Annotated in this window: 9 protein-coding genes; 7 read left to right on the top strand and 2 right to left on the bottom strand. The window is 71.7% G+C overall.

Annotated features, from left to right (window positions below; all coding sequences use genetic code 11):
• Positions 1-16 precede the first annotated feature (16 nt).
• Entirely contained in the window at positions 17-1,954 is a 1,938-nt protein-coding gene (gene nagE, locus A4A78_RS11975) for an N-acetylglucosamine-specific PTS transporter subunit IIBC (RefSeq protein WP_062949882.1), read from the bottom strand.
• 376 nt (positions 1,955-2,330) lie between these two features.
• Between nagE and A4A78_RS11970 the strand changes: the two genes are divergently transcribed.
• The 4 genes from A4A78_RS11970 to A4A78_RS11955 are packed head-to-tail and all read left to right on the top strand — an operon-like array spanning position 2,331 to position 6,695.
• The gene (locus A4A78_RS11970) at positions 2,331-3,056 is read left to right on the top strand and encodes a GntR family transcriptional regulator (RefSeq protein WP_062949490.1); all 726 of its coding nucleotides are present in this window, start codon (positions 2,331-2,333) and stop codon (positions 3,054-3,056) included.
• Entirely contained in the window at positions 3,053-4,570 is a 1,518-nt protein-coding gene (locus A4A78_RS11965; protein ID WP_062949488.1) for an MmgE/PrpD family protein, read from the top strand. Before A4A78_RS11970 ends, A4A78_RS11965 begins: the two co-directional genes overlap by 4 nt.
• Positions 4,570-5,523: a methylisocitrate lyase gene (gene prpB, locus A4A78_RS11960; RefSeq protein ID WP_062949487.1), complete on the top strand. Its 954-nt coding sequence runs from the start codon at positions 4,570-4,572 to the stop codon at positions 5,521-5,523. Before A4A78_RS11965 ends, prpB begins: the two co-directional genes overlap by 1 nt.
• Before the next feature lie 5 nt (positions 5,524-5,528).
• Entirely contained in the window at positions 5,529-6,695 is a 1,167-nt protein-coding gene (locus tag A4A78_RS11955; protein WP_062949485.1) for a bifunctional 2-methylcitrate synthase/citrate synthase, read from the top strand.
• Positions 6,696-6,735: 40 nt separating this feature from the next.
• Here A4A78_RS11955 and A4A78_RS11950 read toward each other — a convergent pair whose 3' ends face one another.
• A complete protein-coding gene (locus A4A78_RS11950; RefSeq protein WP_062949483.1) occupies positions 6,736-7,521 on the bottom strand; it encodes a FadR/GntR family transcriptional regulator in 786 nt (261 codons plus the stop codon).
• Between the two features lie 269 nt (positions 7,522-7,790).
• Here A4A78_RS11950 and A4A78_RS11945 point away from each other — a divergent pair, with 269 nt between their 5' ends.
• The 3 genes from A4A78_RS11945 to ilvD all read left to right on the top strand — a co-directional run bounded on the left by A4A78_RS11945 (position 7,791) and on the right by ilvD (position 12,589).
• Positions 7,791-9,476, top strand: a complete 1,686-nt coding sequence (locus A4A78_RS11945; RefSeq protein ID WP_062949481.1) for an L-lactate permease — start codon at positions 7,791-7,793, stop codon at positions 9,474-9,476.
• A gap of 48 nt (positions 9,477-9,524) precedes the next feature.
• Positions 9,525-10,784: an alpha-hydroxy acid oxidase gene (locus A4A78_RS11940; protein ID WP_062949477.1), complete on the top strand. Its 1,260-nt coding sequence runs from the start codon at positions 9,525-9,527 to the stop codon at positions 10,782-10,784.
• A 62-nt stretch (positions 10,785-10,846) separates the two neighbouring features.
• Entirely contained in the window at positions 10,847-12,589 is a 1,743-nt protein-coding gene (gene ilvD / locus A4A78_RS11935; RefSeq protein ID WP_062949474.1) for a dihydroxy-acid dehydratase, read from the top strand.
• Positions 12,590-12,605 lie beyond the last annotated feature (16 nt).

Raw genomic sequence — 12,605 nt, 5'->3', positions numbered from 1 at the left:
TCGTGGCGAGGTCAGCTCAGACCAGCTCGATGCGGGCGCCGGGGTCGTTCATCACGATCACCGGGGTCACGGTCGGGTGCCCGGCCGCGCGGATCGCGGTGAGGTCGGCGCGCAGCAGCGGCGTGCCGGCGACGACGCGGTCGCCGGTCGCGACGAGGGTCTCGAAGCCGTGCCCCTTCATCTCCACGGTGCCCAGGCCCACGTGGATCAGCACCTCGACGCCGTCCTCGAGGGTCAGCGCGACGGCGTGACCGGTGGGGAACACGTGGGCGACGGTGCCCTCGGCCGGGGCGAGCACGAGCCCGTCGCTCGGCTCGATCGCGATGCCGGGGCCCATGACCCCCTGGGCGAAGGTCGGATCCGGCACCTGGTCGAGCGGCACCGAGCTGCCCTCGACGGGCCGGCGCAGGCGCACGAGGGAGGAGGCCCGCAGCGCGGTCCCGCTCCCCGTCCCGTCGGCCGGCCCCTGCTCCTCGAGGGCGCGGACGTCCTCCCCGTCGACGGGACGGTCCGCGCCGCTCATGATCCGCTCCATCGCGTCCTTCACGAACTGCACGGAGGTCCCGTAGATCACCTGGACGGAGTGCCCGCCGGGCTTCATGGTCCCGGCCGCTCCGGCGCGCTTCAGCGCCGCCTCGTCGACCTTCGAGACGTCGGCGAGCTCCATCCGCAGGCGCGTCGCGCAGTTCTCGAGGTCGGTGATGTTCGAGGCGCCGCCGAGGGCGGCGAGGAAGGCGGTCGCGGTCGCGGCGTACCTGCTGTCGCTCGCGGCATCCTCCCCCTCGACCCTGCCGTCGAAGGAGTCGTCGCGGCCGGGGGTCTTCAGGTCGAACCTGAGGATGATCCAGCGGAAGGCGAGGAAGTAGACGGCGAACCAGAAGATTCCCATCAGCGGGATCGCCCACGGGTTCTGCGCCATGGGGTTCACCCAGCCGAGGACCAGGTCGATGAACCCGCCGGAGAAGCCGAAGCCCATCCGCACCGGCAGCAGGGCGCTGATCGCCATGGAGATGCCGGTGAACAGCGCGTGGAGCAGGTACAGGCCGGGGGCGAGGAACATGAACGCGAACTCGAGCGGCTCGGTCACGCCCACGAAGAACGCGGCGACGGCGCTGGAGAAGAGCACGCCCGCGGCGACCTTGCGCCGCGAGGTCCTCGCGGTGACGTACATGGCCAGCGCCGCGCCGGGAAGGCCGAACATCATGATCGGGAAGAAGCCGGTCATGTACTGGCCGGTGACGCCGTAGGTGCCGGAGCCATCGAGGAAATTGCCCAGGTCGTTGATGCCGGCCACGTCGAACCAGAACACGGAGTTCAGGGCGTGGTGCAGGCCCAGCGGGATCAGCAGGCGGTTGAGGAAGCCGTAGAGGCCCACGCCCACCGGCCCGAGCGTCAGGATGAATTCGCCGAAGGCGACCAGTCCGCCGAAGGCCAGCGGCCAGACGAAGAACAGCACGAGCGCGAGCACGAGGGAGAGGCCCGCGGAGACGATCGCGACGGAGCGGCGGCCGGAGAAGAAGGCGAGCGCGTCGGGCAGCTCGGTCTCCTTGAAGCGGTCGTAGGACCAGGCGCCGATGAGGCCGCAGAGCATGCCCACGAAGACGTTCTCGAGGTTGCTGAAGGCGAGGTCCACCTCCGCCTCGTCGATGCCCTGGAACAGGGCGACGTTCTCCGGGGACAGCAGCGTGGTCACCACCAGCCAGGAGACGAGGCCGGCGAGGGCGGAGGTGCCGTCGGGCTTGGTGGCCATGCCGAGCGCGACGCCGATCGCGAACAGCAGGGGGAGGTTGTCCAGGAGCGCGCCGCCGGCGGTCTGGAAGAAAACGCCGACGAGGTTCGCGTCGTTCCCGGTGGCGGTCAGGATCCAGTAGCCGATGCCGCTGAGGATCGCGGCGACGGGGAGGACGGCCACGGGCAGCATCAGCGATCTGCCCAGGCGCTGGAAGAACTTCATCGTTGCCTCTCGGAGGTGGGGCACGACGGAGCCCGCGGCAGGGCCGCGAGGCGGAGCGCGCCCGAGGACGGTCAGGGTCGGTGCGGGGCGCGGTGGGTCCCGCTCCCCGGTCCGGGATCGCGCCGACGTGCGGTGGCGGCGCGGCAGGACCTGCCAGGTGCCCGTCGGACCGGCGGCGTCGCCGAGGTGGGTCCCGGTGCGGGGGCCGACGGCGGTCTCGGGCCGCGTGGACGCTATCACGCCGGTTCCCCGGTCCCGACGGACAGGTCTCCGGACGACGAGCCATTCCCCGCGCAGTGCATACATCGACGGCACGATTCCCCCGGATTCACCGTTGCTCGCGCACAGGGGCTGCGACTCTGCATACACTCATGCCATGCGGGCCAGTGACCGCGCCTACACGGCGCTGCGCGAGGAGATCATCGACGGCTCCCTCACGCCCGGCGCCGTGCTGGGCGAGGTCGAGCAGTCCCGGCGCCTGGGCCTGTCCCGCACCCCGCTGCGCGAGGCCCTGGCCCGACTGGTCTCCGACGGGCTCGCCGAGCCTGCCGCGGGCCGCGGGATCGTCGTCACCGCCGTCTCCCTCGACGAGGCCGCCCCGCTGTTCGACCTCCGCATCGCGCTGGAGACCCTCGCCGCCCGCCGCGCGGCGGAGCGCATCGCACGGTCCGACGGGATATCCGGCGCGCGGGGCGGGGCCGACGCCTTCGCCGCTCTCGCCGACCGCTTCGAGCAGGCGCGCGGCCTTCTCGCCGCCGGCACCGACCCCACCGCCTACTACGCCCTGACCCGCGAGCTCGACGCCGCGCTGGACACCGCCTGCGGTAACGCGTATCTCGCCGAGTCCCTGCGCGGCCTGCGCCTGCACCTGGGCCGGCTGCGACGCCTGGCGCGCAACTCCCCGGACCGCCTCGCCGACTCCGCCCGCGAGCACGCCGACATCGCCCGCGCGATCGCCTCGGGGGATCCCGAGCTCGCCGCGGCGAGCACCCTCGTCCACCTCCGCCGCGCCCTCGCCCACCTGCAGAGCGCCGGCATCCCCGCCGACGCCACCGCACCCGCCGTATCCGCCGAACCCGCCCACCAGGAGGCCACCGCATGATCGACCACGATGTCCGCGTCCACCGCTCCGAGGAGAACCTCGCCCACGAGGACCAGCTGGCCTGGAAGATGGCGCAGGTCGCCGTCGACCCGGTCGAGGTCGAGCCCGAGGTCGCCGAGATGGTGATCAACCGCGTCATCGACAACGCCGCCGTCGCCGTCGCCTCGCTCACCCGCGCCCCGATCGTCTCCGCCCGCTCCCAGGCCCTCGGCCATCCCGTCCCCGCCGGCGGCACCGGCTCGAGCGTTGTCGGCCTCGAGGCCCGCACCTCCCCCGAATGGGCCGCCTGGGCCAACGGCGTCGCCGTGCGCGAGCTCGACTACCACGACACGTTCCTCGCCGCGGACTACTCCCACCCCGGTGACAACATCCCGCCGCTGCTGGCCGTCGCCGAGCACACGGGCCGCACGGGCGCCGAGCTGCTGCGCGGCATCACCACCGGCTACGAGCTGCAGGTGGACCTGGTGCGCGCGATCTGCCTGCACGAGCACAAGATCGATCACGTCGCCCACCTCGGCCCGTCGGCCGCCGCCGGGATCGGCACGCTGCTGGACCTTCCTGCCGAGACGATCTTCCAGGCGATCGGGCAGGCACTGCACACCACCACCGCCACCCGCCAGTCCCGCAAGGGCGAGATCTCCACCTGGAAGGCGCACGCCCCCGCCTTCGCCGGGAAGATGGCCGTGGAGGCGGTGGACCGCGCGATGCGCGGCCAGACCTCCCCGGTCCCGATCTACGAGGGCGAGGACGGGGTGATCGCGTGGCTGCTGGGCGGCCCGGACGCCCGCTACACGGTGCCGCTGCCCGGGCCCGGCGAGGCCAAGCGCTCGATCCTGGACACCTACACCAAGGAGCACTCGGCCGAGTACCAGGCGCAGGCCTGGATCGACCTGGCCCGGCGCCTCCACGCCGAGCACCCCGAGCTCGCCGACCCCGCGAACATCGACTCGATCCTGCTGCGCACCTCGCACCACACCCACTACGTGATCGGCTCGGGCGCGAACGACCCCCAGAAGTACGAGCCGACCGCGTCCCGCGAGACGCTCGACCACTCGATTCCGTACATCTTCACGGTCGCCCTGCAGGACGGGACCTGGCACCACGTCGACTCCTACGCCCCCGAGCGCGCGGCCCGCGAGGACACCGTCGCGCTGTGGCAGAAGGTCACCACCGAGGAGGACGCGGAGTGGACCCGCCGCTACCACTCCCTGGACCTCGCCGAGAAGGCCTTCGGCGGCGAGGTCGTGATCACCCTGGCCGACGGCACGACGCTGCGCGACGAGATCGCGGTGGCCGATGCGCACCCCCAGGGCGCCCGGCCCTTCGCCCGCGCGCAGTACGTCGACAAGTTCCGCAGCCTCGCGGACGGCGTGCTCGAGGAGCGCGAGATCGCCCGCTTCCTCGACGCCGCGGAGAACCTCGCCGAGCTGCCCGCTGGGGAGCTGCATCGCCTGAACGTCCTGGCCGCCCCCGGCGTGATCGACCCGTCGGCCGCCCCGAAGGGACTGTTCTGATGCTGTCCTCGACCCGCACCCCCGCCCAGAAGCGCCAGGACCTGCGCTCACTGCTGGTCCCCGGCGCCGCCGCCCCGTTCCCCGGCGCGTTCACACCACTGTCGGCGACGCTGATCCAGGAGAAGGGCTTCCCCGGCGTGTACATCTCCGGGGCGGTGATCGCCAACGAGCTGGGGCTGCCGGACATCGGCCTGACCACCCTCACCGAGGTCGCCGCGCGCGGCGCCCAGATCGCCCGCGCCACCGACCTGCCCTGTCTGATCGACGCGGACACCGGCTTCGGCGAGCCGATGAACGTGGCCCGCACTATCCAGCAGCTCGAGGACGCGGGGCTCGCGGGCTGCCACATCGAGGACCAGGTCAACCCCAAGCGCTGCGGGCACCTGGACGGCAAGACCATGGTCGACCTCGGCACCGCTTCGAAGCGGATCCGCTCCGCGGCCGATGGCCGACGGGACCCGGGCTTCCTGGTCATGGCCCGCACCGACCTGCGTGCGACCGACGGCCTGCCCGCCGCGATCGACCGGATGAAGGCGCTGGTGGACGCGGGGGCCGATGCGATCTTCCCCGAGGCGCTGGCGGACCTCGGCGAGTTCGAGCAGGTCTGCGCGGCGCTGGACGTCCCGGTGCTGGCGAACATGACCGAGTTCGGGAAGTCGCAGCTGTTCACCCGCGAGCAGCTCGCCGAGGCGGGCGTCGCGATGGTGATCTACCCGGTCACCCTGCTGCGGGCCGCGATGGGCGCGGCCGAGCGGGTGCTGGAGACGATCCTGGAGACCGGCACGCAGGAATCTCGCGTCCCCGAGATGCTCACGCGTGCGCGGCTGTACGAACTGGTGGACTATGAGTCCTACAGCCGCTTCGACGCCTCGGTCTTCGACTTCGAGGTCCCCGCCGCGCACGATGCCGCGCAGACGCCGCCCGCCCAGACACCGCCGTCGACGAAGGAGTGAGCCCCATGAACCACGCCACCGACACCTCCGGGATCAGGAAGGGACTGAACGGCGTCGTCGCCGACGTCTCCGCGATCTCGAAGGTGAACCCCGAGACCAACTCGCTGCTCTATCGCGGCTATCCCGTCCCGCAGCTCGCCGCGACACAGTCCTTCGAGGCGGTCGCCCATCTGCTGTGGACCGGGGAGCTGCCGGACGCCGACGAGCTCGCCGCGCTGCAGGAGCGCTTCCGCGCTCACCGCGACCTGGACCCGACGGTCAGGCAGGCCCTCGACGCGCTGCCGACGACCTGCCACCCGATGGACTCGGTGCGCACCGCCGTCTCGGTCCTCGGAGCGCTGGACCCCGACGCGGAGGACGCCTCCCCCGAGGTCGAGCTCGCCAAGGCCGAACGGCTCACCGCGCAGCTGCCGGCCGTGATCGCCTACGAGCAGCGTCGGCGCCGGGCCGGCGGGCCGACCGAGCCGGTCGCCGGCCGCCAGGACCTCGACCACTCCCAGAACTTCCTGTGGATGACCTTCGGCGAGGAGGCGGCGCCCGAGGTGTTCGACGCCTTCCGCGTCTCGCTGATCCTCTACGCCGAGCACTCCTTCAACGCCTCGACCTTCACAGCGCGCGTGATCACCTCGACCCTCGCCGACCTCCACTCGGCCGTGACCGGGGCGATCGGCGCGCTCAAGGGCCCGCTGCACGGCGGGGCGAACGAGGCGGTCATGCACACCTTCGACGAGATCGGGATCCGTCCCGAGGAGTCCGGCGCCGAGGCGAAGGAGCGGGCGAGGGCCTGGATGGAGGACGCCCTCGCGCAGAGGAAGAAGGTGATGGGCTTCGGCCACCGCGTCTACAAGCACGGCGACTCGCGCGTGCCCACCATGAAGCAGGCGCTGGACGCGATGATCGCCCACACCGGCCGCGACGAGATCCTGGGCCTGTACGACGGGCTCGAGCAGGCGATGGACGAGGCCAAGGGCATCAAGCCGAACCTCGACTACCCCGCCGGGCCCGTCTACCACCTGATGGGCTTCGACACCGAGCTGTTCACGCCGCTGTTCATCGCGGCGCGGGTGACCGGGTGGACGGCCCATGTGATGGAGCAGCGGGCGTCGAACGCGCTGATCCGTCCGCTGTCGCAGTACGACGGGGTGGACGAGCGGCCGGTCCCCGGCGCCTGATCCGGACCGCGCGCCCCGCCCGTGCGCCGAGTCCCGGCACTCAGGCGCCGGGGAGGTCGGGCAGGGCCGCGGCGGCGGCGCGGATGTGCTCCGCGGTCAGCCTCGCGGCCTCCTCGGCCTCCCCCGCCCGGAGCGCGTCGATGATCTCCCGGTGCTGGGCGCGGAGCATGTCGGCCATCGTGTCCCAGTCCTCGACCTTGGTGAAGGCCTCGAGGATCGGCGCGCGCAGGGAGGCGCGGATCGCCCCGGTCATCTCCGCGAACAGCGCATTGCCGCCGGCGCGGGCGATCGCGACGTGAAACTCGGTGTCCGCGTCGTTGAAGTCCTCGCGGCTCGCGCCGGGACGGTCCATCCTCGTCAGGAGCTCCTCGAGCTCCGCGAGCGCCTCCGCGTCCGCGCGCTCCGCGGCGAGCGCGGCGCTGGCCCGTTCGAGCAGGACCCGCGTCTCGACCACGTCGTGGACGGGGAAGTTCGCGAGGGCGACGTGCAGCCGCAGGAAGCGCTCGAGGGCGGCGCGGGGCAGCGCGGCGACGAAGGTGCCGGCCCCGCGTCCGGAGCCGACCTCGGAGCGGAGCACCCCGTGGGCCTCGAGCACCCGGATCGCCTCGCGCACCCCGGTGCGGCTCACCTGCAGCCGGGAGGCGAGCTCCCGCTCGGGCGGGAGCAGGTCCCCGACGGCCAGCGCACCGCTCATGATCTGGTCCTCGATCGCGTCGATCACCAGCTCATGGGTGCTGCGACGGGACACGGGACCCCAGGCCGCACCGCCGGCTCCGGCTGTGCTTCCATGCGGTCCGACCTCCGAGTGGTGCGCGTTCTCGACCATGGGCCCGTTCTAGCACAGCCGGCTCCGCGCACGCACGGCCCGCTCCGTCCACCGGCCCTCGCCGGACGCATCCCGTCGAGGTCCCGCTCCGGCCCCGTCCCGTGATCCCGTCCCGTCAGGGGCTTGCCTCGCCGCCGCCCCGGCCCTACCATCACTGTGTGGTCGGACCACATCGTGGTCTTCCGCTTCCTCTCCCCTCACGACTCACCAGGCACGACATCGACGGCGATGCAGTGCAGCACCGCCGCTGACGTGCCTCGGAGGTTCCCATGTACACCCCAGACCTCGCACCGCTGGCCGGCAGCCTGATGCTGTCCTCGCTCGTCGCGATCCTCCCCCTGCTGACGATCTTCGTGACCCTCGGAGTGCTGCGCTGGAAGGCGCACTGGGCAGGCCTCTCAGCACTGGCCGTCGCAGGCCTGGTCGCCGCGCTCGTCTACGGCATGCCCCTTGACCTCGTCGCCCTCTCCGCCTCGCAGGGGTTCGCCTTCGGACTCTTCCCGATCATGTGGATCGTGCTCAACGCGATCTGGCTGTACGAGCTCACCGTCCGCAGCGGACGCTTCGAGGACCTCCGCCTGGTCATCGACAAGATCTCCGACGATCCCCGGGTCCAGGCGATCATCATCGCCTTCTGCTTCGGAGGCCTGCTCGAGGCCCTCGCCGGCTTCGGCGCCCCCGTCGCGATCACCGGCGTGATGCTGATGGCGGTGGGCTTCACCGCGATGCGCGCCGCGACCGTGGTGCTCATCGCCAACACCGCCCCGGTCGCCTTCGGCGCGATCGCGATCCCGATCATCACCGCCGGCAACCTCACCGGCATCCCCTACCAGCACATCGGCGCGATCATCGGACACCAGGCGCCGTTCCTCGCCGCCGTGGTGCCGCTTTTCCTCGTGCTGCTGGTCGACGGCCGACGCGGGGTGCGCCAGCTCTGGCCGCTCGCGCTCGTGGTCGGCCTCGTCTTCGCGATCAGCCAGTACGTCTCCTCGAACTTCGTCTCCGTCGAGCTCACCGACATCATCGCCTCCCTCTCCGGGCTCGGCGCCGCGGTGCTCATGCTGCGCGTGTGGAAGCCCGTCGGCGGGAAGGACGCCCTGGCGAACATGCACCGCGAGCGCGAGACCGAGCAGGCCGACACCCCGCAGGACGCGACCGGCGGCGGCGCGGTCGCCACCCGCACCCGACCCGACACCGCCCTGACCCCGGGCCGCGTGCTCATGGCCCTGTTCCCCTACCTGCTGGTGATCCTGGTCTTCTCCGCCTCGAAGCTGGTGCCCGCGCTGAACTCCTTCCTCGCCTCGACGGATCTGAAGATCCACTGGCCGGGCTTGGACGGCCGGGTGCTCACCGCCGCCGGGGAGGTCTCCACCAGCACCGTGTACACCCTCCAGTGGCTCTCCTCGCCGGGCACCCTGCTGCTGCTCACCGGGATCGTGGTGGCGCTCGTCTACCGACTCAGCGCGCGGGACGCCGTCGACGTGTACGCCACCAACCTCGTGAAGATGCGCTGGTCGATCCTCACCGTCGCCGCGGTGCTCGCGCTCGCCTACGTCATGAACCAGTCGGGCCAGACGATCACCATCGGCACCTGGATCGCCGGCACCGGCGCCGCCTTCGCCTTCCTCTCCCCGATCCTGGGCTGGCTCGGCACCGCGGTCACCGGCTCCGACACGAGCGCCAACGCCCTGTTCGCGACCCTCCAGCAGACCGCCGCCGAGAAGGCCGGGCTGGACCCGGCACTGCTGGTGGCCGCGAACACCTCCGGCGGCGTGGTCGGCAAGATGATCAGCCCCCAGAACCTCACCATCGCGGCCACGGCCGTGGGCCTGGTCGGTCAGGAGTCCGCGATCTTCCGCCGCGTCATCTGGTGGAGCCTCGGCATGCTCGTCGCGCTGTGCCTGCTGGTCGGGCTGCAGTCGAACGTGCTGTCCTGGATGATCCCCTCCCCCTGACTCGCTATTGCTCGCCCCGATACGACCGTCCGACACGAAGGAGGACCCATGGTCCAGCGTCAGATCCCCCGCCCCTCCGAGCTCCTCGAGCTCATGAAGTTCAAGAAGATCGACCTCGACCCCAAGCGGCGACGGCTCTCCTCGGCGCTCACGATCGAGGACCTGCGCACGATCGCGAAGCGTCGCACTCCCGCCGCGGCCTTCGACTACACCGACGGCGCCGCCGAGCGGGAGATCTCGATGCGCCGCTCCGTCGAGGCCTTCGAGGACATCGAGTTCCACCCCTCGATCCTGAACGACGTCTCCTCGGTGGACACCACCACCCAGATCCTCGGCGGAAGCTCCGCGCATCCCTTCGGCATCGCCCCCACCGGCTTCACCCGCCTGATGCAGACCGAGGGCGAGATCGCAGGTGCCTCGGCGGCCGGCGCGGCCGGTATCCCCTTCACCCTCTCGACCCTGGGCACGACCTCGATCGAGCACGTCAAGGAGGCGAACCCGCTGGGTCGCAACTGGTTCCAGCTCTACGTGATGCGCCAGCGGGAGATCTCCTACCGCCTGGTCGAGCGCGCCGCCGAGGCCGGCTTCGACACCCTCTTCTTCACGGTGGACACCCCCGTGGCCGGTGCACGGCTGCGCGACTCCCGCAACGGGTTCTCGATCCCGCCGCAGCTCAGCCTCGGCACCGTCGTCAACGCGATCCCGCGCCCCTGGTGGTGGTGGGACTTCCTGACCACGGCGAAGCTCGAGTTCGCCTCCCTCTCGGAGACCGGCGGCACCGTCGGGGAGCTGCTGAACTCCGCGATGGATCCCTCGATCGACTTCGAGGACCTCGCCGAGATCCGGAAGATGTGGCCCGGGAAGTTCGCGGTCAAGGGGGTCCAGACCCTCGAGGACGCGAAGAAGCTCGCCGACCTCGGCGTCGACGCGATCGTGCTCTCCAACCACGGCGGCCGCCAGCTGGACCGCGCCCCCGTGCCCTTCCATCTTCTGCCCGAGGTGGCGCGCGAGATCGGCAAGGACGTCGAGATCATCCTGGACACCGGCATCCGCAGCGGTGCCGACATCGTCGCCGCGATCGCGCTGGGCGCCGACTTCACGATGATCGGCCGCGCCTACCTCTACGGGCTCATGGCCGGCGGCAAGGAGGGCGTGGACCGCACCATCGAGATCCTCGCGAGCCAGGTCGAGCAGACCATGAAGCTGCTGCAGGTCCCCACCCTCACCGATCTCGGCCCCCAGCACGTCACGCAGCTCAGCCGCCTCACCCGCCTGGGCGAGGAGGAGAGCCGCCCCCGGGTGCTCTGACCGGCCGGTCGCGGGGCGCGTCGGCCGTGTACATCGGCGGCGCGGAGTCCTAGGGTCGGGCCATGACCGCCGACGACGCCGCCCCTGCCGCTCCCTCCCTCGACGACCGCCGCGCCCCGGACATCAAGCCGCGCAGCCGCACGGTCACCGACGGCCTGGCCGCCACCACCTCCCGCGGCATGCTGCGCGCGGTGGGGATGGGCGACGAGGACTGGGACAAGCCCCAGATCGGCATCGCGAGCTCCTGGAACGAGATCACCCCCTGCAACCTGTCGCTGGACCGGCTCGCCCGTGCCGCGAAGGAGGGCGTGCACTCCGGCGGCGGGTACCCGCTCCAGTTCGGCACCATCTCGGTCTCCGACGGGATCTCGATGGGGCACGAGGGCATGCACTACTCCCTCGTCTCCCGCGACATCATCGCCGACAGCGTCGAGACGGTGATGCTCGCCGAGCGGCTCGACGGCTCCGTGCTGCTGGCCGGCTGCGACAAGTCCCTGCCGGGGATGCTGATGGCCGCGGCTCGGCTCGACCTCGCGAGCGTCTTCGTCTACGCGGGCACGATCATGCCCGGCCGCGCCTCGCTCTCCGACGGCACCGAGAAGGACGTGACGATCATCGACGGCTTCGAGGCCGTCGGCGCCTGCGCGCGCGGGCTGATGAGCAGGGAGGACGTCGGCCGGATCGAGCGCTCCATCTGCCCCGGTGAGGGAGCCTGCGGCGGCTTCTACACCGCGAACACCATGGCGACGGTCGCCGAGTCGATCGGCATGTCGATCCCCGGCTCGGCCACTCCCCCGTCGGCCGATCGTCGCCGCGACGCCGACGCGCGCCGTGCGGGCGAGGCCGTGGTGGGGATGCTGAGGCAGGGCATCACGACCTCCGACATCATGACCAAGGCCGCCTTCGAGAACGCGATCAGCGTGGTGCAGGCCTTCGGCGGCTCGACCAACGCGGTGCTGCACCTGCTCGCGATCGCGCACGAGGCGGGCGTGGACCTCACCCTCGAGGACTTCGCCCGGATCGGCGCGAAGGTGCCGCACCTCGCGGACCTCAAGCCCTACGGCCGCTACGTCATGAACGACGTGGACCACGTGGGCGGCATCCAGGTGGTGATGAAGACGCTGCTGGACGAAGGCCTGCTGGACGGCGACTGCCTGACCGTCACCGGTCGCACGATCGGCGAGAACCTCGAGGTCCTCTCGCCCCGACCGGCCGACGGGACCGTGCTGCGCCCGGCGACCGCGCCGATCGCCCCCACCGGCGGGATCACGATCCTGCACGGCTCGCTCGCCCCGGAGGGCGCGGTGGTGAAGTCCGCCGGCTTCGAGGAGGACGTCTTCGAGGGGACCGCGCGCGTGTTCGAGCGGGAGCAGCAGGCGCTGGACGCGCTGAACGACGGCACGATCGACCACGGCGACGTGGTGCTGATCCGCTACGAGGGCCCCAAGGGCGGGCCGGGCATGCGCGAGATGCTCGCGATCACCGGCGCGATCAAGGGCGCCGGGCTCGGCAAGGACGTGCTGCTGATGACCGACGGCCGCTTCTCCGGCGGGACGACGGGCCTGTGCGTCGGCCACATCGCCCCGGAGGCGGTGGACGGCGGACCCATCGCGTTCGTGCGCGACGGGGACCGGATCCGCCTGGACGTCGGCGCGGGCACCCTCGACCTGCTGGTCGACGAGGCGGAGCTCGCCGCGCGCCGGGAGGGCTGGGAGCCGCTGCCGCCGAAGTTCACCAAGGGCGTGCTGGGCAAGTACGTGAAGCTCGTGAAGTCCGCCTCCCGCGGCGCGATCCTCGGCGACTGAGCGTGGCGCGGACGGG

The organism is Brachybacterium sp. sponge, assembly GCF_001613775.1.
In the GTDB taxonomy this organism is placed as follows: Bacteria; Actinomycetota; Actinomycetes; order Actinomycetales; family Dermabacteraceae; genus Brachybacterium; species Brachybacterium conglomeratum.
This window is presented reverse-complemented; position numbering and strand designations above follow the sequence as displayed.